We start from the raw sequence: 25,335 nt of genomic DNA, 5'->3' as shown, positions 1-25,335 counted from the left end.
TCTTGACTTAGGTTAAATTTTTACCTCAGCTGCAGATCTAAAATATAGCAATTGCAGGGAAAACATATAACTTTATATGGTTAAAGCAAATTTATCGAAATTACTAAAACGCCTTTTTAGAATTGATTTAAAAAAATTAATATTGGCATTAGCGACTTGTGGCGTCGTTTTAACCTCCATTAATACCTTGATTGCCAGCTACAATGTGCACAGAAACGTGTTCATTCAAGATACGTTGCATGCAAATAGGGTTTATGCGACAAAGCTTGCTGATGTGACCGAACTGTTTTTACAGTCAGTTAATAGCCAGCTGAATGTCAGTTCTTATCATATAGCTGGACACATACAAGAAGGAACAAACGTAAACAGTGAGTTGAAACGTTTATTATCGCAAACAAATAGTTTTGATTCGCTGGCTGTTGTTGATGCAACAGGTACGATAGTTGCGGTCGAGCCGAGCTTACCGATCATTGGCAAACGTATATCAACTCCGCAGCTAGATCAGGTTCGCCTTCAAAAACCTGTGGTATTAGAGCCTTTTATCTCCCCAGCGGGCAATTTGATGATAAGCCCAACATATCCGCTTTTTTCTAACCAAGGTCAGTATTTAGGATTTGTCGCTGGTGGGATTTATCTTCATGGTGAAACGATACTGAACACGCTCTTAGGCAAACATCACTATGCGGATGATTCATATTCCTATGTGATAGATAACAACAAAAAGATACTTTACCACCCAAATTCTGAACGGATTGGTGAAAAAATACAAAATAACATTGCCATAGACCTGGTATTGAGTGGCAAAGCTGGCTCTACAGAACTAGTCAACAGTGTTGGCAAGCCAATGTTGGCGGGTTATGCGTCTATTCCTATGACTGGCTGGGGCGTAGTGAGCCAAAGGCCTCTCAATTCAATATTGGAACAACTGGCGCTGACATATAGATCTGTTGTGTATTCTAGCATCCCATTTACGGTGGTGATTTTAGGCTTAATCCTGAGCGCCGGAATTTTGATCGCAAAGCCTTTAGCACTGCTGGCCAAACAACTTGCAGCCCTAGACAAGCCAAATTTTGAAGCGACTAATGTAAGTGCTTGGTATTACGAAGTTGCCAATCTCAAATATGCGTTATTGCAAAGCAATCGAGCTGTTAGGCAGGTAATTAAATCTTTGGATATGGATAGAAAAACAGATCAACTTACATCTTTACATAACCGCTTGTCGTTAGAGCATTGGTTAGAATCAAGTATACATTCAGAAGCTGGCTTTTCGGTATTGGCAATTGACATCGATCATTTTAAAACGATAAATGACCGTTATGGACATTGCACTGGTGACAAGGTATTAAAAGAGCTCGCAAAATTAATGAGGCAAAACGCCAGAGTGAACGATTTTTGTTGTCGCGTTGGTGGGGAGGAGTTTTTGGTCTTTATGCCAGGCCAAACACTGAATGAGGCCATGCATACAGCGGAGCGTTTACGAAAGTTGGTATCCCACCATGTTATGCCAGCAGGAATTAATATAACTGTGTCAATCGGGGTCTCTCAATGGCGCAGTAATGCAATGCGGATAGACACTGCCATCGAGATGGCAGATAAAGCGCTTTACGAAGCAAAACGAACTGGAAGAAACAAAAGTTGTTGTTTCGAAGCGGCATAAGCATACTTTTTGTGCATAAAAACGCATATCGTTTACAAACTTTTAGCTTAGGCAATGATCTTTGTCTTAAATGTGGGTAATATGCGCGCCAAATTATAATATTATTGATTTGGAGCAGTAAATGGGACAAACTTTGAAAGTACCACACACGCTCGTGCTGTTGCTCGGCATGATGGTGGTGGCCTTGTTAGCCACATGGGTGGTGCCTCAGGGCTTTTTTGAGACTAGCGTTACCGACAGCGGCAGACAAATGGTGGTCGCAGGTACGTACCAACTTGTTGAGCAAAAAGAGTTTCTTACTCCGTGGGATCTCCTCACTGCAATTCCTAAAGCGTTCGCACAAGCCCAAGATGTTATTTTCTTCGTATTAATTGTAGGTGGTGTACTGAGTATTGCGCGTGCAACAGGTACAGTTGATGCGTTGATCGGACGTCTGCTTGAAAAACACGGTACTAAACCACAACGTTTGATTTTTATGGTTGTATTCTGCTTTGCCTTAGCGTCTAGCACGATAGGCACAGCTGGCGAATATATCCCTTTTGTACTGATTTTGGTTGCACTTTGTAAAGCGATGAAACTAGATGCCATGACGGCAGTTGGTATGATCGTAGCCGGTTATGGTATTGGTTACGGTGTATCCGCATTTAATCCATTTACGGTGTTAATTGCACAACAAATTGCTGATATTCCAGTTTACTCTGGCATTGAATTAAGATTGGCTATATTTGTCCCCTTCGTGCTAATCGGTTTCCACCATGTATGGAGCTACGCTAAAAAAGTTTCAAACGATCCTAGCCAGTCCATGATGATTGGTGTGCCGTGCCCGCTAGAAGGGCAAGCAAAACCTAACTATCCAAAGTTGAATAAGCGTCATCAAACGGTTTTATTTAGCTTTATCATCACGCTGTGTATTGCTGTGTGGGGTATTGCGACGAAAGGTTGGTATTTATATGAGCTAGGCGGTTTGTTTGTTGCCTGGGGTGTTGTTATTGCAATTATTGGTAAACTATCAGCAGATGAAACGGCAGAGCGTTTTATTGATGGTGTATCAGAGCTTGTGACAACGGCTGTATTAATCGGTGTAGCGCGTGGTATTGCGTTGATTCTAGAAGACGGGCAGATTTTACACACATTGGTATATAGTCTTTCTTCACCACTGTCTCATGTTGCTGCAGAGATTTCAGCTGTAGGCATGTTAGTGATTCAAACTTTCTTGAATACCTTTATTCCATCAGGCTCAGGTCAAGCATATGTGACTATGCCATTAATGGTCCCGGTTGGGGACTTGGTAGGTGTACCAAGGCAAGTTGCAGTATTAGCGTACCAGTTTGGTGATGGTTTCTCTAATATGATTATCCCGACTAATGCAGTATTAATGGGTATTCTGGGCATGGCTGGGGTACCTTATACACATTGGTTCAGGTTCTGTTTGCCATTGATTGGTAAGCTATTATTAGCTGCATCTGTTGTTTTAGTCCTTGCTGTTAGCTTCGGTTACGGGCTAGATGTTCAGCCAATTATTGAATAAACTAGACTTTTAGTTACAAAAAGCCGTCTTTAATAGACGGCTTTTTTGTTTTTTTAAATGGCATTTTTATGTCAGACATAATATTGTCTGTGTCTATAAGTGGTAAAGCTGGAATAAAAGTGTTGAGATATTGTTGATTATATATTTCTGATTCTTGTTATTGATATTTTATTGATCTATCTTCATATTCCTAAATGGTGATTAATTATCATTGCTAGTTGAATTCATTCCGGTTCATATTAATAACTATAATTATTACAAGATTGTTAAACGATGACGCTATCATTCAGTACTTTTTATAATTTGCCAAGCAGCGAAGCCCGCTATGAATTGGCATTAAACTTGATTTACGAGAAGTTTCAGCCTGCTCATTGTTTAATTGGTAAATTCATTGACTCAGATACGCGAGTAAAAACCGTGGCTTATTCAGTCAATGGAGAAAAGTCCAACTACATCATATATGATTTAGAAGGGACGCCTTGTAAAGACGCTAAAGACAGCCAAAGTGTTTGTTCTATTAGTTGTAATTTACAACAGATGTATGCTGAAGACGAAATATTAAAGATATTCGATATAGATGGTTACCTGGGCGTGACCTTACGTGCGCTAGATCATACTCCAATCGGTATTATGGTGTGTCTTTTCGACGAAAAAATAGAGATATCTAGTGACGATAAACACTGGTTTAGGGAACTAAGTTTACTAGTGGGCGCTGAGCTGAATCACAATTTAGAGCTAAGCGCGCAGGAAATTCTAGTTAGGCAGTTGGCAAAAGGGGAGCGTATTGCGAGACTAAGTTCATGGTCTTGGAATATCAGCAGGAATATACATAGCTTTAGCCAAGAAATGCAAACCTTAATAAATCTACCTGATCAGGAAATTGGATTTGAAGTATTTTGCGATAGCCTAAAAGAAAAAGACCAAAAGTCACTTCGTGTTTTAATGCAAAAAATCCGCAATGGACAAATAAGTCATATCGATATTAATGTCTCTCACAGTGACAGAAGCCAATTCAAAGGACTTTTTCGAGTTATCGGGCATGTTGAACGCTCAGATGAGCAAGAAGATGAGCGTATTTTCTGCGCGTCGGTGCAGGACATTTCGTATATATATGCACTGAACAAGCAATTAGAACTTACCAATGTCGTATTTGAACACGCTACTGAGGCCATCATGATAACCGATCACAAAAATCGAGTTGTGATGGTAAATAGAGCATTTGAACGGTTGACTGGATACTCAGATACTGAACTACTTGGCAGAAACCCGTCAGTGCTTTCTTCGGGGAAACACAGCTCTGAATTTTACGACAAAATGTGGACAAAGCTATGTAAAGAAGGCACTTGGAAAGGGGAGATTTATAACCGTAGAAAAAACGGTCAAATCTTCCCCGAAGAGCTAACGTTGAATATAGTACGCGACGAAGAAGGTGATATCGTCAACTATGTGGCCATCTTTCGCGACATCACGGACTGGAAGAGAAATGAAGCGCAGCTCACATTTTATGCAAACCATGAGCCGTTGACAGCCCTTATTAATCGTCGATGCTTTATGGATATTTTGGAAACCAGAATTTCGCAAACTCGAAGCACTTTGCAGCCTTGTTCATTGCTCTTTATTGGCCTTGACCATTTTAAAGAAGTGAATGACATTTATGGCCCCGAAATAGGCGATAAAGTACTCATATCGGTCGCAAAGCGGCTCAAAAATGGGCTAAGAAGGGCTGATACCATTTCTCGTTACGGCGGGGATGAATTTGCAATATTACTAGATGCAACAAACCAACAGAGTGCTCATGATATCGCCTCAAAACTATGCGATAAACTCAAACAACCCTATGTGTTTAATGAACTAACAATTGAGCTGACAGCCAGCGTAGGGGTTGCTCAATTGGATTGCAAATCACGAGTGACTGCGGCGAAATTTATCCGAAATGCAGCACACGCATTGGAAAGTGCTAAAAAGACTAACAGAGGGTCTGTTGCGCTGCATAACCAAGCAATCCAAAATGCTTATCTCAATAAAATCGCTCTGAGGGACAAGCTAAGACATGCAATCAAATATGAATTGTTAAGTGTCTACTATCAGCCAATCGTCGATCAATCGAGTGGTAGAATTGTTAAGTTTGAGGCGTTAGTGCGTTGGTTTGATGAAGAGCAGGGCATGATCTCACCTGGCGCCTTTATTCCAATTGCTGAAGAGTTCGGCTTGATACAACAGATCGGCCAGTTTGTATTAGAACGCGCTTGTATGGATTTAAAAAAGGTGCAATCAGTCGGGTATACAGATATCAGTATTTCTGTAAACAGATCAGTCAATGAGTTTAAGGTCAGTAACAATCAGTTTGACCTGATCTCGGAAGCGATTGAAAAATATGATATCCCATATAGCAGCATTACGGTTGAAGTGACTGAGTCTATGGCCACAAACCATTACACGTGGCAACTGCTGAGGGATTTAAGGGGGAAAGGCGTAAAAATTGCACTAGATGATTTTTGTACAGGCTATTCTTCACTAAGTCACTTGATAGAAAACCAAGTAGATTACTTAAAAATTGACAAGTCTTTTGTTGACAGTTTGCTGCAAGATAAAAGTAAGCAAATAATGATTTCATGCTTGGTTGAAATGGCAAAACAGCTTGGCATAAAAGTCATCGCTGAGGGTGTTGAGTCAGAGACTCAGCTAAACGTATTAAATGATCTTGGCTGTGATCACATCCAAGGTTACTACTACAGTCCAGCTAGGCCCATAGGGGCTTGTATTCAATTACTTGAAGAGTTCAACAGTGAAAAAAAAGCTGATTATGAATTATCTGCCGTGAAGGAAAGTAGAATATAATGAGTAAAAAGCCACCTAGTAGGTGGCTTTTCTATATCAAAGATGAGACTTCAAAATATCGTAGAACGCCACTATGTGGTCATCTCTGTCATTGAGCGCAGGGATATAGTCGTATTGCTCACCGCCAGCTTCAATGAAATATTCGCGGTTTTCTTCCTCAAGTTCTTCGAGCGTTTCTAAACAGTCTGCACTAAATGCGGGACTTAATATCGCTACATGCTTTGTACCTGACTGTGCTAGTTCTTTCAAAGTGAAGTCGGTATAAGGTTTTAGCCATTCAGCGCGCCCAAAGCGGCTTTGAAATGTTGTGATAACTTTATCCGTATCTAACCCCAACTTAGACACTACGGCATTAGTGGTGGCGTGGCAAAAACAATGATATGGGTCGCCATCTGTTAGAAACTTTTTTGGGGTTCCGTGGTATGAAAATAAGATTTTTTCTGGCGTGGGGTTATTATCAAGATACTCTTGTACAGAGTTACTCAATGCTTCGATATACTTTGCATTACCGTGATAACCGCTTATAAAATGCAATTCGGGTACCCAGCGCCATTTAGTAAGTACACGAGAGATAGCGTCATACGTCGACCCTGTTGTTGCACTCGAATATTGTGGGTACAACGGTAATACGACGATTTTAGTGATACCTTGTTCACGCAATGCTTCTAGACCCGCTTCAATAGATGGGTTGCCATAACGCATGGCCATAACGACTTCTACATCATCATGATTATGTTTTGCTAGGTATTCTCGCAATTTTTGACATTGCTTTTTAGTTATGTCGATTAAGGGAGACCCTTGTTCGGTCCAAATGCTTTGATAAGCCTTAGCTGACTTGCTTGGTCTGACCCTTAGAATTATGCCATGCAGTATCAACATCCAAATGAATCTAGGGATTTCTACAATGCGCGGATCGGAGAGAAACTCTCGTAAATACACTCTAAGTGCTTTTGCAGTAGCGGCATCTGGGCTGCCTAAGTTGGTAACTAATACACCGACTCTGTTGTTAAATCGATTTTCATGGGGGTTATCAGTAATTGCTGAAAATCTGGACACTTAGCGCTCCTTGATGGCATTTTTATACGGGCAATATTTTACAGTAAAGAGTATACGTACAAAATCAATATTTAGATCTAACTTGTATATTTTTAACTTATATCATGCTTATACGTCTTAAAATTGTAGCGATATGATGAAAATAAGTTGCTTAAACGCGATAGAAGTCGTATGTTCCACTATCCAGCGTCGAGTTTTAATGTAATTTGCAGAGAGTTTTAGTTAAATGCGGGTTAATCAACCAGTTACAAATCGTGAACAACGATTTGCACCAGAAGATAAACTCATTTCAGTCACTGATTTAAAAGGAATAATTACTGACTGTAATGAGCACTTCGAGAATATAAGCGGCTATTCAAAAGAAGAACTAATAGGCCAGCCGCATAATTTAGTTAGGCATCCTGATATGCCTGAACTTGCTTTTAAAACTATGTGGACCCAGCTTAAGGCTGGTAAGCCTTGGATGGGCATGGTTAAAAACCGTTGTAAGAACGGTGACTTTTATTGGGTTGATGCGTATGTAACCCCAATGACAGAAAATGGCCAAGTGATTGGCTATGAGTCTGTTCGAACTTGTCCAAGCCGAGAAAATATTGCGCGAGCTGAAGCGCTTTATGGCTCGATTCAAAGTGGTGGCAAAAGCAATTTTAAATTGCCAAAGCTTAGAACCATCTGGCCAATAGCTGCTTTTGCAAGTGCTTTAGGGTTGTATGCATTCGGCTCTGAGACTTCTGCATTTGCTTGGTTGATGGTGAATAGCGTCGCCATTTTTGGTTACAATCGATACCGAGACCATGAACAGTTAGAGCGAATAAACCAAATCCTAAAGCATAGTTTTTGTGATGAAGTGTCTAAACAGGTTTATTCTCCATGGCAGGGTAAAATGGCCGAACTGCACGTGAAGCTACTAAGTGAGCACGCTCATTTGGATACTGTGATCACGCGAATTGAACATGCTTCTAAGCAAGTTACATTCGGCGCGGGACAAACGGCTGATAAGAGTCGTTCGACCACTGAACAATTAACTCAACAACAGCAAGAAACGGAACTAGTTGCCACAGCCATGAATGAAATGGCTGCAACTATTCATGAAGTCTCACAAAATGTGCAATCGACATCTGCGGATGCAACTGACGCCCTTGAGTTGGCGAAAGAGGGAGCAAAGAGTTCGGAGGAAACTAAGACATCAATAGAAAGTCTAGGTTCAACGGTTATCGATATTAAAGACTCTGTTTTAGGGGTTGCAAGGCAAACGAGTAAAATCGCAGATGCAGCTCAAATTATTGAACAGATTGCAGAGCAAACTAATTTATTAGCCCTAAACGCTGCGATTGAAGCTGCAAGAGCCGGCGAGCAAGGTCGAGGGTTTGCTGTTGTAGCTGATGAAGTAAGACACTTAGCGCAACGCACGCAGGAGTCGACAAAAGAGATCCACGCCATTATTGATGAGTTGACACAAAGCACCCAAGAGTCAGAGGTGATTGCTCAACGTGGTGAAACTGAATCCCAACTTGGTATTGAAAAACTGAACGCTTCAACACAAAAAATAGAGCATATTTACTCTTTGATAGAGACTATGAGTGTGAACAGCATGCAGATAGCGGCCGCGGTTGAAGAGCAGGCTACCGTTTCGGAAGACATTAACAAGCAGGTGGTGAACATAGCTTCATTGGCTAACTCTAGCGTTACTAGCTCGTTAGAAAGCCAAGAGATCAGCGAGGAGCTAACACGCGTTGCTAATGATATGCATGAATTAGTGGTAAGATTCAAAAGATAACTGAATTTTCATAAAGGGCCTAGACGGCCCTTTCATAGATACTATAAGGAACACATCATACACGGGATTGAGCTAACTGTATTCAGCTTTTATTGTGTGTTTTATATATTTTTTTACCGAAAGTGGTGCTGTGTGACGTTCTTCTAAGGGGCATTTTCCTTAAAACACGTTCAAACACAATAGCAGTTGCAGCCATTTTATAAATGATATTTAGTGGGGGTAGTGGATAGTCTAAGTTTAGTTGGGCCTAACCTACTTCATAAATGTTAGGCTCCAGGTTACGAGCACCAGCTAGAGCTTTCTTTTAACACCTGATTTTGCGCGCTCTTTAATATTGGTTTGAATATAGATTTGGTCTGTTGTTGCAATTTTTGAATGACCTAAATCTTCTGACAAATGCTTTAACGGTCTAGTCTGCGCATCGTGGGTTGCGCCAGTATGCCTTAGCCAATGGCTGGTTGCTGCTTCTAAGTTTTCAGACTCTTCGCTAAAGCCATCTTGTTTGAGTTTATCAATGGCCAAATCAAAGCTTTCTTGAACAATTCGTCTTAGCTGACGTACATTCATGCCTCCTTGCCCTCTCAATTTGTGAATGATGGGGTGAGGTTCATCGACACGGGGCAGGGAAGTGAGGCCGCGGGATTGACGATAACGTTTCAAATACTCAACAAAATCATCACTAAGCGTGACATCGCGTAGTTTATTTCCCTTACCCATAATTCTTAAAAACCAGAAGCCGTCTTGATCTTGCCAAAAATGACTCATGACTGGAGACCACTGAGGTCGCTCTGAAAGCTCAGAAATCCTCAGATATAACCCTTTTAAGCATGCGAGTGTAAATAGATTTCTTTCCAGCTTTGGGTTTTCCTCACACAGATCTTTCGTTACGCCAAACACATATTCCCACTGAAGATCGCTGAGTGTATCTGGTAACTTTATTTGTGATTGTACAACCAAATAAGGGCAATTCTTTTTTACCACCGGGACAAAATTTGCAAAGGATTTCTCCTCTAATATCGCAAACTTGTAAAATACGTTTAGGGCTGTGAACATAGAAGCAAGTGTTTGTTGGCTAACACCGTTTTCCTTGTGAACAAATGGCCGCCAATTGGGGTTAACTTGCCGCGTACCCTGGTGATTTTTAAAGCGCCACTGCACCGAGTCTGCAAGCCATGTTTTATCAGGTTCAACAACAAAGTCCACGTATGCCTCAATGTCTTCACGTTTAAGCTCAAAGACAGACTTTTCTTGGACTAACCAGCTCCAAAGGTGGAAACGTTCGATTTCATTCCTAAAGCGGTTGAATGTTGCTTCAGACTTTCGGCCATACACATAAAGAAACTGATACAAAAACTTCAGTTCGTCTAAACATATCTGACCACCAAGTCGGTTGCTATTTAAAAACTCAGACATAGCAGGGTATTCGCTATGTAATGTATCGTCATCCAAATGTGCAATGAGATACCTAAGTTGTCTTAATGTATCGACTAGCGGCGTCATATATTGTTGATCCAATCGGCATGTTTGTAGCAAATTATATGTATATTTATTCAGTATTGTCTAGCACTGATTGTACCGAATTAGGTTGTTGATCTTTAAGGCATGTCGACTGCCAACACAAAAGTGAGCCGATTGTGACTGAGACAACCCCAAGCCAAAACCCTTGCTGTAAATTGACACCTAAAATTAAGGCTGCAAACACACCTGAGAAAACAGGCGTAAAGTAAGAAATTGCAGCAAGTAAAATCATATTCCCACCGATAATGGCCTTATTCCATAGCCCATAGCCCAAGGCCATTCCTCCGCCCGCTAGTGCTAATAAAAATACGCTGCTAAATGAAAAACCGGAGGCAAACCCCGCGTCGAGTAAATGCCATTTAAGCCACAATGTGCAAGCGGTAAATATAAAAAACAGGCTGATTGCATTTTCACCGTTGGCCATCGACTTGGTTAGATTACAATATACGGCCCAAATGATTGCGCCGCTAAATGCAAGAAAGAAAGCAAGTGGATTGCTAATGACGTTTGCTAACACACCATTGAACAAGTAACTTAAATCACCAGATACGACCAAACATACACCGATGAAAGCCAAAAGGCTGCCAGGAACAAGTAATATCGGTTTGGCATTAGCTTGTTTACTTAGTAGCGCACCAATTATGGTAAAAAGTGGCCATAAGTAGTTGACGATTAGCGCTTGGGCGGACTGGGTTCTAGAATTGGCAAAGCCAAGAGAAAGGGATAAACATAGTTCGTAGCAAACAAACAGTGTGCCGCCTATGACTATATAACGTTTGGGATAGTTTTTGATTTTTGGCAGGCCCGAAAACGCGACTAGAAAGAGTGCTGCATATGAGTACACAAGTGCGGCTCCTCCAATTGGCCCAAAGTCTTCGCTAACAATACGTACGACATGCAATACAGCGCTCCATAGTAGCACGGCGAGTACACCAAATACTGTAAACTTGACCTGAGTTTGCAAATTTTAGGCTCCACAAAAAACGACCAATTATATAGAGTTTGCTGTTTCATGCATCATATTTAGTCAATAAATAGGCTAAAAAACAAATAAATTATCTTTTCTTCGTTAAACTTAAAAATCCATAACTATGATAAAGATTATTCAGGTTGTAATTTGAAAAATGGTGAACAACAGTGCTGGAACAAATAGGTCTAGGCGGGAGCTGCTATTGGTGTACTGAAGCTATATTTTGCTCATTGACTGGAGTGAAAAACGTACAGCAGGGTTGGTTGAATAGCTTCGATGATCAGGCATGGTTTTCTGAGGGAATTTTACTGCAGTTTGACACCCAATTAATTAGGTTAGATGAGCTGATTGAAATTCACTTGAACACCCACAGTGCTACATCAAACCATAGTCGTCGGGATAAATATCGTAGTGCGGTTTATTGTGAGAGTATGGCAAAAATTGAGGAAGCAAAATCTATTATAGCTCGTTTACAAGACGATTTTGACAAAGCGATAATTACACAACCGCTACTACTAAACGAATTCAGCTTATCTCCAGAGCAATACCAAAATTACTACTACAGCGATCCGACAAAACCGTTTTGTCAAAATCAAATAACACCCAAGTTACTTAAATTGATAGAGCAATTCAATGACAAAGTCGACCATAAAATCATCAATAAAGCGCTAGATAAGTAAATATTCTATTTATGAGAATTTTAAGATTTAAAATCCCGTAATTATCTATACATACATTCTTATAATTAGAAAGGTTAGTGTGAATCTTGTTCAGGTTGAATATCAAAACATTATTAGATTTAAATTATGTTAAATTGGTCTTTTTATTATTTATTTCAGGGGTTGTTGCGACTTTTAAAAAGAATCAGTAAAAACCCAATCAAGGAAATAAACAAGACTGGGTTTTGTTGTTACCCTGACATCACCTCTTATTAGGGAAGGGCAGCTCGCTTTATTTAGTTATTTAACCCTAACCATGATTTTCGTGAAAATGTTCACCATGTTGATGGTGCCAGTGACCATCATGATTGTATTCAACGCGCCCTTGCTCAATTCGCCGTTTGTGACCACAGTCTAATCCATGCCCGTGTTTGTGCTTGTTATGTACTTTGACTTTCGCTTCATGAACTTCACCTGCATGGATGTGATGGTCATGACCGCTATGATTATAGTCAAAATGATCTCCATGCCACTCAGCGGCATGACCGCAGTTGTATCCATGTTTATGTTCATGCTTATCATGCGACTTATGTTCATCAGCGATTGCTAAGCCACTCAAACTTAGCGATAGAACCAAAATAATTTCCTTCATAGAGTTTCTCCGATTGTGAGTATCAGATACTAAACTAGAATGAAATTAACATTTTAGCAACCTTGTTTGCGTGCTGAAGAAAGCTAAGGACTGTATATATGTTTTTTAACATATGCATTGTGCCAATTAACAGGGGCAAGGAGCATTACATAATAGCTTTGGGAGTACAATCTCTTGATTCTCTAGCATTGGCTTACGGTAGAGTTGTAACTACAATAAACATTAATCCTTCAATTCTTGATACTGGAGATTTTACCTTAAACAAGATTCAGCGTTGCCAGCAACAGCTAAAATGCAAGCCATATTAGATATTAACCCTTTTGATAGACATATAGTAAATATAGAAGGGTCAGCAGAGGAAGCAATATAAGAACACAAAATTAACTATTAATAAATAACAATATTTCGAGTGTTTATTGCTAATTTTTACATTTTTTATGAAAAGGAATTTAATAAATTATGGGATTTAATTAGATAGCATTGTTTATATCTACTCTTTAGCCTAGCAAAGAATGCACTCACTAAGTAAGTGCATTGGGTGTAATCAAATGTTGCTTAGTTTACTCTTAAAATTTCATAAAGCGGGTAAAGTGTATTTTCCGTATCATGGCACTTATTTGAGTAACGCTCGCCGTTGTCAGACTTATATACAACAGTCTTGCCGGACTTCATTGCGTAAAACATGATGCCAAGAAATTCGTAAAATTTTGGATGAGTTGGCTTAAGTTCAATTGTTTCATGTCTGTCAGGCCAAATCCAAACAGAACCACTAGATTGCAAACTGATACTGTCAATTTTGTCAGAGCAAGTTACTTGTTTTGCTTGTACAAAGCTCGTCATTAATAAAAGAGATAGTAGGGCTATTTTTTTCATTTTTGATATCCTTATTTATTGTTCAAAAGCACCGTAATAAGTGCATAGATAACATACAACTTCTGTATGACAGTTCAGTATAATAAAGTTTAAGAAACATAATTCTATTTGTGACTAGGTCAATAATTTTGAAGCAATTTATGAAGATATTTGTATCTTATGATTTTAGTAATTTCATATGTATAATTTAATTTATGACGATGGGGTAACCTTCAATGCAGGGCTATTTTATGCGGAAATATTAATGGTAATCACAAGTTAATAAACTATAACCTTTTGATTGGTATATAAAATATCGGTGCACGAAACTTAACTTGACTGGGAGCACGTGCTACTACTGAAATTTATACAAGGATATACATTAATTATTCTGTAATTTTAAGCGCTTACCTATCAAACCAGCTGATTTTCTAGCCTTTACTCTGGTCACATTGTCGATACGTTTTTAAATACAATTCGCAGGTATATGGCCAATATTCCTAAACCAAAAATAGGAAGTAGCAGCGTTAAGCAGTTTGTTTATCTAAGTACTTGTAAGCCCCCAACACGTCACAGGTAACATATGGGCTAACCACATACTCATATATTGATAGAGTTTGCCGCTATCTTGGTTGAGTCACTTCATGACCCAATAGAGTTTGCATTGGCACTAGGCTGAGCTAGATTTATATCGGACTTTATAAACAGAAGGAATAGACACATGTCTTGCTCACAATCCCACAAACATGCTGATCACCATACTCACGGCCCAAACTGTGGACACACCGCAATTCGACATGGCGGTCATGTCGACTATTTAGTTGAAGGGAAACTGCACCACCCACATGGCGATCATTGCGATGAGCACGTGATTGAAGTTAACGATGCTAACCCAAATGAATGCAATCATGCTGTTTCAGGAAATGGTCATGTTCATGGCCCAGGATGCGGCCATGAAGCAATTCAACATGGCGATCACGTTGATTATCTCGTCAATGGTCGCCTGCAACATCAACATGGTGATCACTGTGATGATCACGGTCCCGTTGAGTTAGCTTGAGTTTTTTGAGTCTCGATCACGCCATTGAGGCTCAAAATCAATCTGATGTTATGTAAAAGTGGCGTAATGGGAAACGCCCACCTCGTGCAATATGCTTACCACCCACTGACAAACTTCATACGGATCTGAGGACGACTCCATGGTTCAACAAGTTAAGATATATCCAAACGGTAAAAGTAACCCGACACTTGAACATTCTGATTCAAATAGAGCTAATTTAGGCATATGTTTTTCCGGAGGCGGTTCGCGAGCATTAACCTGTGCTTGGGGACAGATGCTAGGTCTAGACACCTTAAACTTGCTGAAAAAAGCGCGTTATATTTCCTCAGTATCAGGTGGGACGTGGGCGTCATCAATATACTCGTTCTTACCACAAAAGTACTCGGATGAGGGGTTGCTGGGTGAATATATTACCCCCGCAAACCTGTCTGTCAGTGAGCAAACTGGCAAGTTCAATATTAATCAGCTCACAGAGCATAGTTTTGGTAACGTACCTGCGGGGATGGGAATTGATAACTTATTGGTGACCGCTGGAGCGTTTATCGCTAAAAATAAAGCCGAAGACCATCAATGGTTGTGGACTGATATTGTTGGCCAGCATGTATTATCGGTATTCAATCTTCGGGCGCAAGGGGAGAAAACTTGGACCTCTACCAAGTCATTTTCTTTATCTGAGAGTTATGCTCAGCAATCGTTTCCAGATCTAGTGCCTAGCGACGAAAACTTTTTTTATTTGCGAGCAGAGCGACCATTTATCATTATGAATAATAATATAATGCTCCCTGTAACCTCTGTGGACGGGAATAAATCCAATATCGTGCAACTACCAAATCAAGCAACGGCTATTTCGGCTGGTGCGAAGGGGCAAACACCTGATGGCGCATTAGTCGGTGGAGGGCAAGTTGAATCCTATGCGTACGCGTCTACCTTGCAACAAGACAGTGCATCAGAGTCACCTGTTAAAGTCACAATATCTGAGCGTTATGCTTTGATAGATATTGTAAGTACGTCGAGTTCATTCTTTGCAAATACAATAGCGAGTGCTTTTTCTGCAAAGGTAAACGACCCTGTAAGCTTGGCCGAGCTAATTGATAAGGTTATGCCACTGCTATCCGACTCAGATCAACAGAATTTACTTGGTGAACTAGAAAGCAATCTTGAAAAGGACGCTGCGACAGATCTGGCTAAGGCAATTTCCAATAAGTTTAAAGGTTTTATAGCAAACAATAAATTAAATGATATCGCAGATTTTATTCCAAGGAATAACTATTGGCCAATTGGGGTGAATAGCCAAAATTACCCTAACACGCTTTACACGGATGGCGGTACATTAGATAACACAGGCATAATTGGTATTCTCTCTCAAACTGACACTGGTGCCCCCGAACAAGTGCCGTTAAAACTGGTCGTTTTTGACAACACCAGTACACCGCTTGTAAAAAAAGGTAAAGTCATTGCTGGCGGGCAAGCGGCCCCTCTATTTGGTATTGACTACGACAACAAGTCTGGAGATCACCAAGTATTCAATGACAGTCAAAAAGACCCAACTCACCCAGCTTTCAAGGCGACAAGCTTATTACAGGTATTTGAGAATAGCGACAATGGAGAGGGAGACACGGCATTTTCACAGCTTGTTAGTGGTCTTTATCAGACAAACACAGGGAAAAGCAATATAGCAAACTCGCAGCCTGCATTTCATCAAATGACGTTAACTACGGTAGAAAACACACTGGCAAGCATAAGTTCAGGGCGACAGGTTGAAATTCTGTATGTGCAAAATGCGAAAATGCTAGATTGGCAAAACAGCTTACAAGACGCAACGCTTAAGAGTCAGATTTTAGCAGGGCAAAAAGGCCTAGATACTTTTTCGTCTGATTTAGATGATGCCAAACTGTTTGCCGAAGCAATGTCTGGCTTGTATTGGGACTCAGACCCTGCATTGGAAAAAAAGGCTTTGGCATTATTGAAGCAACCGGCAATGCCTTTTGCGAACTTTCCTTACTATAGTACCTTTTTGAAAATAGGTTTAGAGCCAAAAGAGTCGAATGCTTTGTCGCAGATGTGGGCATGGGCTATTGCCGATAACGCGAGCACATTAAAAAATGTATTAGCGGCATTTATCAATGATGACGTAATTTAGAAAGAAGCTCCCCTAAGTCATTGCAGGACATTTAAATTGCTGAGTGAGAGGCACTCAGCAATTTATATTGAAACTGAACCGCCTATTGAAGTTAATACATCAGCTTTATTCGCGATATGCTCCCCAAAATTCATCTACCTAACATTCATTAGACGATAAAAATTGTTTGATATATTTTGTACTAGCGATAATTTATAAAAGTAGCAATCTAGTAGCAGATGTAATGTCGTAAACAAAATAGGGGTAAAAAATGAATTATCTATCACACTTTAAATTAATGGCGCAATATAATCTTCGCATGAATAAACAGCTCATTGAAGCAGCAAGTATGATAAGCCATGAACAATTAACATCAGACAGGGGGGCATACTTTGGCTCTATATTGGCCACTCTTAATCATATCATAATTGCTGATATAATTTGGCTGTTACGATTTGCTCAGCACGATAAACGCTATCATTCACTTTTAGATTTGAGTGATTTGCCAATTCCAACAAAACTTGATGATACTCTATATAAAGACTTTGCGCTGTATTCACCGGTTCGAAGCCGCATCGATAACGCAATTCTGTGTTGGATCAATGATGAAGTTGAAGAATCTGATTTCCACAAAACATTGGTTTATAGTGATACAAGAGGCCAAACAAGTGAGAGAGAGTTTAGTGAACTAGTAGCTCATTTATTCAATCACCAAACCCACCATAGAGGTCAACTTTCGACATTATTTAGCCAACTTGGGATAGACATAGGTATCACAGACTTTTTGATTGATATTCCTGATGCACAACTTAAAAACTGAGTCTGACGAGCATTTGTAGTATTAATAGCTGTCTCGTCTACAGCCTTTATGTATTGTTCCAGTTCAGAAAAACAAAGAAGGCAAAGAGCTTTTACGTGCGATAGGGCTTTGAATATTATTAGGTAATAAGAATAGCGCTAGTCAAAAAAGTGTATCTACGGTTAAGTTTGGCGCGGAATTGCTATTTACCGCTACGCTTATTTTTACAAACCTCGGAGGTTCATCATCAATCGTCTATTTAGCAAATATGCAAATACACTTATCGCCTTAGTAATGCTGATATTATTTGGTTGGGTTATATTTAGCAGTGCAAGTTTATTCGCATTAGCTATAGGTGCTCTGTTTGTATTGTTTAGTTCTGAGCATATCTATAATTTTATTACTCGCTCAGAAAAAGCTCGCATACAAAAATTATCTAGCACAAAGCTTGCAGGGCCATTGGCAATATTAATTCCTAGCATGATGCTATTTTTTGTCCAACTTTTAGTAAGGTTACTTAATGAATCTGGCAATACACTTTAAAACCGACAAGTTTGATGTTGCAAAAGAGCAGGTAAACCCTATTAACCCAAATTATGGAGAGTCCTTATTAATTTGGTTAAAAAGTAAATTAAAAGGACAGTTAGATATCTCCGAGCCAGCCGCTGAAGACTGGGGGTGGTATAGTACACTAACGTTTGAAGACAATCGCTATTTGATTGGTGCAAGTGTGTTTTATTCACCTGAAGAAGACTCCGTTCAAGAGCTAGAGTGGGTGTTCCAAATTGATAAACATCGAAGTTTAAAACAAAAGCTTTTTGGCCAAAATAAAATGTGCCTGACAGATCCATGTTTTACATTTTTTCACGAGATTATTAGTAATTGCGGCGAGTTTAAAGAAGTGGAAGTTTCCTAGGATATTGGTGCTTTTCCCGAACTTAGTTTAGAACCGAGTTCGGGTCTTAAATCCGACAAACGGCTCAAGCATTCAAAATTACCTCAAACCCACCATAAATCAGCCTTTTACCATCAAATGGCATTGCACCTTCACACATGGCTTTCATTCGGTCGTCATTGTGACACTTTGCCATACCCTCATCTCTGATTTCTTTTGACGGCCAAAAGACCCAAGAGAAACACACCGTTTCTTCGGCTTCGCACTTAACTGCTAGCCCGAATGATGTCTGCTCGCCATCTGGTACATCATCTCCCCAACATTCAACTACACTAAGCGCACCATACTCTTTGAATATCTCAGCAGAAAGCTGCGCCATGCGCAGGTATTCACTTTTATTTTGATTAGGTACTGCCAAGACAAATCCATCTACATAGGCCATTTTCATTCCAATTAATTTTTATTTATAGGTTAACTAATCGTAGTGCAAATCACCTGTTTTGCCATACCATGCATTTAAAGTGACCTAAGCATTTTCCAGTTAACATCAATACACCATAATCCGCACAAATAATTTCACAGGTTATTAGGAGAGGGGGGTGAACGTAGATTGACCGGTTGCGCAATCATTATAAATATAAATAGCGATAATGGATGGGTGGTAATAGGCGCCGGACTTTACTTTTTCCGGCAACCTTGTTTTTCAGCGGTATATCTATAGCAAAAAAGAACCAAGTTTAATAACTTGAATGATTGCAACTAATGACCCACACATGATAAGCAGGTTTGCTTTTTTTTCAATTTTCTTCGCGATTTCTGCGTCTTTATCGGCCATGTTTGCCTTCAAAACTTTGCCTTGAAATGCCATGCCTACTGAAACCAAAAGTAAAACTAAAGTTATGGTTAAATCTGTCATCGATTCAGGTGACACTGGGTAATCCTCTTAATAGCTTTGAGCTTATTCGCAATGATGAGCAAGCCGTTTTATTAGGCCCACACGAGAGAGTGGGGATCCTATAGTAAACAACTCTGCAAATAAAGGACCTAGTATAAATCAGAGCAATTACACTTGACCACTCATAACACCTGAAGCAGATAACCAAACATTCAAAGGGTTAATGCCCCTAACTGTCATTAACCCTTTGTTTACTTGTTGTTTTTAGCTTGACTTTGAGATTTGCTTTTAGCATTTTCGGTTGTTATCTCTTGGCAATAAGTTTGGACACTTTGCACATTGCCAAACCCCCCCTTGGGGTTGTATCTTGCTTTGACCTGTTTTAAGCGCGATAAGTTATCTCCAAAGTACAACATTAACGCATGCTCTAAACTCTCTGGACCTTTTTTAATTGACCCCAAATCCACATCAGGATAATTGTAATAACAACCGTCCACACCATCTGTGAGCCTCGGATCTGGCACACCACCAGAAACGGCATATATCGTTTTATACATAGTGTTTAGCCAATTGATGTGGGCATCAGCTTGCGCTGTATTATCCAAACCAGGTGGCATTTTGTTATCCCAGTAGGTTTGATATTGCAGCTTCATAATAGAAGAGCGCTGAGCAATAGCGGAATCTTTTGACGCTACCGTGTTTATTTTTCCGCCATAACTGTCTACCTGTATTAAAGAGCGAGCCATATCTGCTCGTGTAACATGTTCGCCATCTTGATAGGAGATAGGTTTTCTTAAAAATGCGTAGGCACTGTTGATCATGTCTTTGGTCCAACATTTGGTTAGATAGGCTGATTTATATTTGCCAAAGCTATTGGGGCCAGAAGGACTAACTTGCTGCGTACCATTGAGATAGGTGTAATCTCTTAAAGTATAGTTAAAGTTGTCTTTTAAGTTGTTCGCATAACTATTTAACCCTCTCGAACTTGGAATATGGGGATGGCCAAATAGTGTAAAGTCGCCTTTTGATAATAACTTTATCTGATTCGCTTTTTTGAGGATTGCGCTAAACTCATTGCGCTCTTTTAATTCAAATGCTGCCCAATCACCATGAAACTGTGGAATGTAATAAACAAAAGCTGTGATTGATATATTTTTTGCATCTTTGTGATTGAGAAGCATATTGGCCCAAACATGCCAAGTTTTCGGGTCTTGGTCACAAAAAGACTCTTCAAATAAGCGAATTATTTGTGTGAACTGTTCTTGCGATAAATAGTCGCCGTTTTCGTCCTGCCAATCCCATGAAAAATTTATTGTGTACATTCTCTCTGGTGAAGGCGGTGCATCTTTAAATATCAATTTTGTGATAATACCAAATTGTCCTCCGCCACCGCCTTTAACGCCCCAAAATAGGTCACAATGCTGATCTTGGTCACAATATATTTCTTCGGCAACACCGCGCGAGTTTTGTACAACAATGTAAACGCCAATCAAGTAATCCATTGCAAGACCATACACTCGAGACAATAAACCGTAACCACCATCTGTAACGTGGCCCCCTAGACCAACGGAATAGCAGCTTCCAGCGGGTAGGGTACGCTTATAAATATTGTTTAGTATGCGATACATTTCCCAATTGCTGAGGCCAATTTCCATTTCAATAGTATCGGACTTTTTAGAGTAGTCGAAACCGTTTAGGCTCCCTACATCTATAATAGCTTTGGTTTCACCGTTATATACGAAACTTTCATAACAGTGACGGCCGCAAGTGATTTGAACTTCATGTGGCTTAATTTCCTTAGCGTCAATAATATCTTGAAAAGCAAGTACGACATCCGCACGATTTGCCGGTCTATAAACCTTCAAATCTGCGTTATTTGCAAACCAACGACGGTTAAAACCTTGTCGGTCACTAAGAGTTGGTTGAGCCATTTGACCATTTTTGTTCATAACGTCTCCTTCGTGAGCTAATGATTTAAGTTGTTTATAAACCATACAAAACTCTAGAATAGGCGGAGGAGCGTTGGAGTCTATTACACTGAGATTACAAGCTTGGTTACCTTCTATTGTCCGTTCCGTTTCCAGATAAAAATAAAGCAAGAAATATATGTATCTTAGCAAACCTGCGTTATTGGCATCGAATTTGTACAAAACTTGAGAGCGATAAGCGACTTTTTGCACATACTATTACTATATGGGTTGATTTTTAACTTTTTTGCATACAATATACATAAAGAGCGCTTCAACTGTCACTCCTGTAGAGTGAGCAAAAAAATCATAGGAATAGGAAAGTTACATATGAAACTATATAGATTCGTTACAGGCCCTGATGACGAAGTATTTTGTATGCGCGTATCAAAGTCACTGAATGACGGTTGGCAGTTGCACGGTAGTCCGACCATAACATTCAACGGAAAAACCCCGATAGCAGGTCAGGCTTTAGTCAAAGATGTACCTGATGAAGAATTTCATGATGGGATCAATTTAAGGTCATACTGAATCGATGTTTCATCCACTGGTTAAATAACGCCCATCTTCGCCAAATAGTTTGCATCAACCAGTAAACCTTGTATTGAATAAGCCTCACTTGAAGAAAGATGGACTAGAAATTTAATAAAAATAGACTAATTTTATAAACAAGGCTTTACAAAGCACACTGAATGCAGCGAGCCGCATATTGGAGTGGTGCTGCATTTATAATAATTTTGTTATTGAGAATAGTGAAATTTTAACAGTTAATCTATTTGGCTAACTAGGCGTGTGCAATGCTTTGTTGGTAAATTCAAAGGTTAAAGAGTTTAGCTTTTCTATCTGTAATATTTACTCATAATTGAAATTCATCCGTTTTAAAATTAAGGGGTTAAATGAACATGGTAAATTTGCCTACCTTCACTAATTTCCAGCGACATCGTATCGAATTAAAGAAGTAAATTTAGGTCATTATTATTGGTAAGGGATTCTGAATGAACCATATCAAGCAAAGGTATCATGCTTTGGTAGCGGTAAAATGCCTTGAAACATATGATCTTATTTGCTCAGCACTTGACTCAATGAATGCGATGCGGGTAGACAGTATCAGTGCAATAGTTGAACACACCTTCGTTTTTACCCCAGATATTATCCTTGTAGACAACAGTATACTTGCAGATAACGATTACAATACATTGTCCTACATTAAGGGGACGCAAAAACTCAGTCGAATTCCCATCATCATTACTAGCTCTGAAATATCAAGCCGACGAAAATTATTAAAACTCCCATTGGTCGGGTTTGCGCCAAACCCTTTATGCTTCAAATCTTTGAATAAAATGGTTGGGAGGTATTTATCTTCAAGTAACACGCGAGCATTACCTACACAAAGTGACTATATTGATACACTCACATCTCTTAACAACAAAGATGTACTGAAAATTGAATTAGGAAAACTGATTAAACAGTCTGAAACTTTCGATGATCCATTTTCTCTTTTGCTCATTGATATTGATGACTTTATGGCATTTAACTATACATATGGATACCGTGAAGGAGATCAAGTTATTAGAAAAGTTGCGCGCTGTACGCAGTTATCGATGATTGGAATGGCAGGGGATATATATAGATATTCAGGAGCCCAACTTGTCGCTCTTCTTACTGAAAGTGGAATAGAAGAGGCGGAGTTGTGTGGTGATGAAATATTAAATAAAGTAGAGCGGCTTGATATACGCAATACCAACTCAAGTTATAGAAAAATTACCATAAGCGTCGGTATTGTAACTTTGTCGTGCTACAAAACCATCAGTGAGTATACTCTCTTAGAGTGTGCGAATAAATGCTTGGAGGAAGCAAAGTATTTGGGCAAAAACTGTTTCTATTCGCGATTTTTGTCACCATTCAACAAACCTGATTGATTCGTCGGTTGTTTAATGCCTTGCTATTTGCTGTACATAGTGAGCCAGTAAAGCTGTGCGCAACTCACTAAATTAAAGTTATGTTAAATTAATTATCATTGGCATTCATCAGGAAGTAGATACTCAGATTCAAATGCCGCAGAGTAATTTTTATGGTAACGCGCGTTTTGAGTTTGGATAGAAATACATTTGTTTTTAGACATCCCAAAGTGAGTTAAAGTCTTCTCCCATTTACCATTTCATTTCTGCATTAAATCTTTAATGTTTACATTGCTTTTAGTATCCAGTTAAGTAGAGTTGTATTGTGAAGCAATACAAGGATATAACGTTGATAGCATCTCTATTCAAAAAATTAAGCGGCGTATTCCAAACAGCACGCACTGATAACTCAACTGTGATCCAAATTGCAGGGGATAATTCGGGTGATATTGTCATCAATGATCCGATAGCAGTGAAAGCATTCGAGGCTTTAAAAGCTGAATTAGATAAAAAGCAAATTGAAATTTCTGAATACAAGCAGCAGCTTCAAACTTACCGACATATCATCTTGAATTTGAGTGAAAGCAAACAAAATAACGAATTGCCCGCCGAAGATGTAGATGCCGCATTACAAGCAATCATAGATAGTGGCGACGTCGATAAAGCACGCGCGCTACTATCACAGCTGATTGATGAAAACGAAGACATCATTCTCAAACAGGCAGAATATTATTATCAGCGCGGTTCGTTGTCTTATCTTCACGAGTCTACACAAACACTTAAGGATTTTGTCAGGGCGACGCAATTAAACCCTGAGCATATAAATGCTTGGACTAGGGCTGGGCATATATATAAGCGCATTGGTGAGTTAAGCAGCGCATTGCAAGCTTATCAACATGTTTTAAGCTTGGCTGAAAAGGTCGGTAATGATGACGGTAAATCTGTATCGTATGGAAATATGGGGAATGTTTACCAAATACAAGGCGAGCTAGATAAGGCGCTTGAATATTACCAAAAAAGCCTTGAAATTAATGAATCTCTAGGTTGCAAAGAAGGTATGGCCAATCAGTATGGCAATATGGGGATTGTTTACAACACACAAGGCGAGCTAGATAAGACACTTGAGTATTGTCAAAAAAGCCTTGAAATTGAAGAGTCTCTAGGTCGCAAAGAAGGTATGGCCAATCAGTATGGCAATATGGGGAACGTTTATCAAACACAAGGCAAGCTAGATAAGGCGCTTGAATATTACCAAAAGAGCTTAAAAATCAATGAATCTCTAGGTCGCAAAGAAGGTATGGCCAATCAGTATGGCAATATGGGGAATGTTTACCACATACAAGGCGAGCTGGATAAAGCGCTTGAATATTACCAAAAGAGCCTTGAAATTAATGAATCTCTTGGTCGCAAAGAAGGTATGGCGATCCAGTATGGAAGTATAGGGAATGTACACCAAATACAAGGCGAGCTGGATAAGGCGCTTGAGTATTACCAAAATAGCCTTGAAATCAATGAATCTCTTGGTCGCAAAGAAGGTATAGCCAGTGATTATGGCAATATAGGGAACGTTTACCAAATAAAAGGTGAGCTGGATAAGGCGCTTGAGTATTTCCAAAAGAGCCTAGAGATTAATGAATCTCTAGGAAGCAAAGAAGGCATGGCAAACCAGTATGGTTATATGGGAAGTGTTTACCAAATAAAAGGCGAATTGGATAAGGCGCTTGAGTATTACCAAAGGAGCCTCGAACTCAATAAGTCTCTAGGCAGTAAACAAGGCATGGCAAATCAGTATGCCAATATGGGCGTATTATCTGAACAACAGGATGAACTCAATCAAGCAAAAGCACATTTGAAACAATCCTTGGCATTGTACGAGCAAGTGGGCGCGAAACCTCAAATAGCGCAAGTGTCTAACTGGCTTACAAAACTAGAGGAAATAAAGGAAGAGAATAATGATTGAATGGTTTACCTCACTAGGTATTGGAGAGCAAATTGGTGCCTTGACGCTGTTAGTGACAATTATCGGGGTACTTGTCGCTATTTTTAAAAAGTCAGGGCGCATTGAGCCGCAAAAATCCGTTAACCAGAGCATATCGGGTAACAATATTAAAAACGTCGTACAAATAGGTGGGGATAATAAAGGTGGGCTGCCGAAAAAGTAGCAGCCACCATTTTATGTTAAATCAAACTGTTTT

General features: G+C 39.6%; 21 protein-coding genes. 13 read left to right on the top strand and 8 right to left on the bottom strand.

Annotation, left to right across the window (positions count from 1 at the left end; all coding sequences use genetic code 11):
• Positions 1-142: 142 nt before the first annotated feature.
• The 3 genes from J8M00_RS19420 to J8M00_RS19410 all read left to right on the top strand — a co-directional run bounded on the left by J8M00_RS19420 (position 143) and on the right by J8M00_RS19410 (position 6,023).
• Entirely contained in the window at positions 143-1,657 is a 1,515-nt protein-coding gene (locus J8M00_RS19420) for a diguanylate cyclase (RefSeq protein ID WP_211012157.1), read from the top strand.
• Positions 1,658-1,778: 121 nt separating this feature from the next.
• Positions 1,779-3,185, top strand: a complete 1,407-nt coding sequence (locus J8M00_RS19415) for a YfcC family protein (protein WP_211012156.1) — start codon at positions 1,779-1,781, stop codon at positions 3,183-3,185.
• 273 nt (positions 3,186-3,458) lie between these two features.
• Positions 3,459-6,023 carry a putative bifunctional diguanylate cyclase/phosphodiesterase gene (locus J8M00_RS19410; RefSeq protein ID WP_211012155.1) on the top strand — a complete coding sequence of 855 codons (2,565 nt, stop codon included), beginning with the start codon at positions 3,459-3,461 and terminating at the stop codon, positions 6,021-6,023.
• Between the two features lie 36 nt (positions 6,024-6,059).
• Here the strand turns inward: J8M00_RS19410 and hemH are convergent, their stop codons facing one another.
• Complete coding sequence (gene hemH, locus J8M00_RS19405; protein ID WP_211012154.1) at positions 6,060-7,079, bottom strand: ferrochelatase; 1,020 nt, start codon at positions 7,077-7,079, stop codon at positions 6,060-6,062.
• A 226-nt stretch (positions 7,080-7,305) separates the two neighbouring features.
• On the opposite strand from hemH, the gene J8M00_RS19400 reads away from it, so the two are divergent.
• The gene (locus J8M00_RS19400; protein WP_211012153.1) at positions 7,306-8,856 is read left to right on the top strand and encodes a methyl-accepting chemotaxis protein; all 1,551 of its coding nucleotides are present in this window, start codon (positions 7,306-7,308) and stop codon (positions 8,854-8,856) included.
• A gap of 291 nt (positions 8,857-9,147) precedes the next feature.
• Here the strand turns inward: J8M00_RS19400 and J8M00_RS19395 are convergent, their stop codons facing one another.
• Positions 9,148-10,356: a tyrosine-type recombinase/integrase gene (locus J8M00_RS19395; protein ID WP_211012152.1), complete on the bottom strand. Its 1,209-nt coding sequence runs from the start codon at positions 10,354-10,356 to the stop codon at positions 9,148-9,150.
• Between the two features lie 46 nt (positions 10,357-10,402).
• Positions 10,403-11,338 carry an aromatic amino acid DMT transporter YddG gene (yddG, locus tag J8M00_RS19390; protein ID WP_211012151.1) on the bottom strand — a complete coding sequence of 312 codons (936 nt, stop codon included), beginning with the start codon at positions 11,336-11,338 and terminating at the stop codon, positions 10,403-10,405.
• Between the two features lie 173 nt (positions 11,339-11,511).
• Here yddG and J8M00_RS19385 point away from each other — a divergent pair, with 173 nt between their 5' ends.
• A complete protein-coding gene (locus J8M00_RS19385; RefSeq protein WP_284136005.1) occupies positions 11,512-12,024 on the top strand; it encodes a peptide-methionine (S)-S-oxide reductase in 513 nt (170 codons plus the stop codon).
• A 289-nt stretch (positions 12,025-12,313) separates the two neighbouring features.
• On the opposite strand, the gene J8M00_RS19380 is transcribed toward J8M00_RS19385, so the two are convergent.
• Complete coding sequence (locus J8M00_RS19380; RefSeq protein ID WP_211012150.1) at positions 12,314-12,655, bottom strand: hypothetical protein; 342 nt, start codon at positions 12,653-12,655, stop codon at positions 12,314-12,316.
• 555 nt (positions 12,656-13,210) lie between these two features.
• Complete coding sequence (locus J8M00_RS19375; protein WP_211012149.1) at positions 13,211-13,528, bottom strand: hypothetical protein; 318 nt, start codon at positions 13,526-13,528, stop codon at positions 13,211-13,213.
• 700 nt (positions 13,529-14,228) lie between these two features.
• Between J8M00_RS19375 and J8M00_RS19370 the strand changes: the two genes are divergently transcribed.
• The 4 genes from J8M00_RS19370 to J8M00_RS19355 all read left to right on the top strand — a co-directional run bounded on the left by J8M00_RS19370 (position 14,229) and on the right by J8M00_RS19355 (position 18,401).
• Positions 14,229-14,567: a hypothetical protein gene (locus J8M00_RS19370; RefSeq protein ID WP_023398774.1), complete on the top strand. Its 339-nt coding sequence runs from the start codon at positions 14,229-14,231 to the stop codon at positions 14,565-14,567.
• A 139-nt stretch (positions 14,568-14,706) separates the two neighbouring features.
• Complete coding sequence (locus J8M00_RS19365) at positions 14,707-16,707, top strand: hypothetical protein (protein ID WP_211012148.1); 2,001 nt, start codon at positions 14,707-14,709, stop codon at positions 16,705-16,707.
• A gap of 250 nt (positions 16,708-16,957) precedes the next feature.
• Positions 16,958-17,506: a DinB family protein gene (locus J8M00_RS19360; protein ID WP_211012147.1), complete on the top strand. Its 549-nt coding sequence runs from the start codon at positions 16,958-16,960 to the stop codon at positions 17,504-17,506.
• A gap of 499 nt (positions 17,507-18,005) precedes the next feature.
• The gene (locus J8M00_RS19355) at positions 18,006-18,401 is read left to right on the top strand and encodes a hypothetical protein (protein ID WP_211012146.1); all 396 of its coding nucleotides are present in this window, start codon (positions 18,006-18,008) and stop codon (positions 18,399-18,401) included.
• A gap of 64 nt (positions 18,402-18,465) precedes the next feature.
• On the opposite strand, the gene J8M00_RS19350 is transcribed toward J8M00_RS19355, so the two are convergent.
• The 3 genes from J8M00_RS19350 to J8M00_RS19340 form a co-directional block, all read right to left on the bottom strand.
• Entirely contained in the window at positions 18,466-18,822 is a 357-nt protein-coding gene (locus tag J8M00_RS19350; RefSeq protein ID WP_211012145.1) for a DUF1428 domain-containing protein, read from the bottom strand.
• A 273-nt stretch (positions 18,823-19,095) separates the two neighbouring features.
• Entirely contained in the window at positions 19,096-19,311 is a 216-nt protein-coding gene (locus J8M00_RS19345; RefSeq protein WP_211012144.1) for a hypothetical protein, read from the bottom strand.
• Positions 19,312-19,526: 215 nt separating this feature from the next.
• Positions 19,527-21,224, bottom strand: a complete 1,698-nt coding sequence (locus tag J8M00_RS19340) for a BBE domain-containing protein (RefSeq protein ID WP_211012143.1) — start codon at positions 21,222-21,224, stop codon at positions 19,527-19,529.
• 348 nt (positions 21,225-21,572) lie between these two features.
• On the opposite strand from J8M00_RS19340, the gene J8M00_RS19335 reads away from it, so the two are divergent.
• The 4 genes from J8M00_RS19335 to J8M00_RS19320 all read left to right on the top strand — a co-directional run bounded on the left by J8M00_RS19335 (position 21,573) and on the right by J8M00_RS19320 (position 25,302).
• The gene (locus tag J8M00_RS19335; protein WP_211012142.1) at positions 21,573-21,773 is read left to right on the top strand and encodes a DUF1737 domain-containing protein; all 201 of its coding nucleotides are present in this window, start codon (positions 21,573-21,575) and stop codon (positions 21,771-21,773) included.
• 464 nt (positions 21,774-22,237) lie between these two features.
• Positions 22,238-23,161 carry a GGDEF domain-containing protein gene (locus J8M00_RS19330; protein ID WP_211012141.1) on the top strand — a complete coding sequence of 308 codons (924 nt, stop codon included), beginning with the start codon at positions 22,238-22,240 and terminating at the stop codon, positions 23,159-23,161.
• A gap of 328 nt (positions 23,162-23,489) precedes the next feature.
• Positions 23,490-25,100 carry a tetratricopeptide repeat protein gene (locus tag J8M00_RS19325; RefSeq protein ID WP_211012140.1) on the top strand — a complete coding sequence of 537 codons (1,611 nt, stop codon included), beginning with the start codon at positions 23,490-23,492 and terminating at the stop codon, positions 25,098-25,100.
• Complete coding sequence (locus J8M00_RS19320; protein ID WP_211012139.1) at positions 25,093-25,302, top strand: hypothetical protein; 210 nt, start codon at positions 25,093-25,095, stop codon at positions 25,300-25,302. The genes J8M00_RS19325 and J8M00_RS19320 overlap by 8 nt, the downstream gene beginning before the upstream one ends.
• Positions 25,303-25,335: the final 33 nt, after the last annotated feature.

Origin of the sequence: Pseudoalteromonas luteoviolacea (assembly GCF_018100925.1) — a bacterium.
GTDB classification, from domain to species: Bacteria; Pseudomonadota; Gammaproteobacteria; order Enterobacterales; family Alteromonadaceae; genus Pseudoalteromonas; species Pseudoalteromonas obscura.
This window is presented reverse-complemented; position numbering and strand designations above follow the sequence as displayed.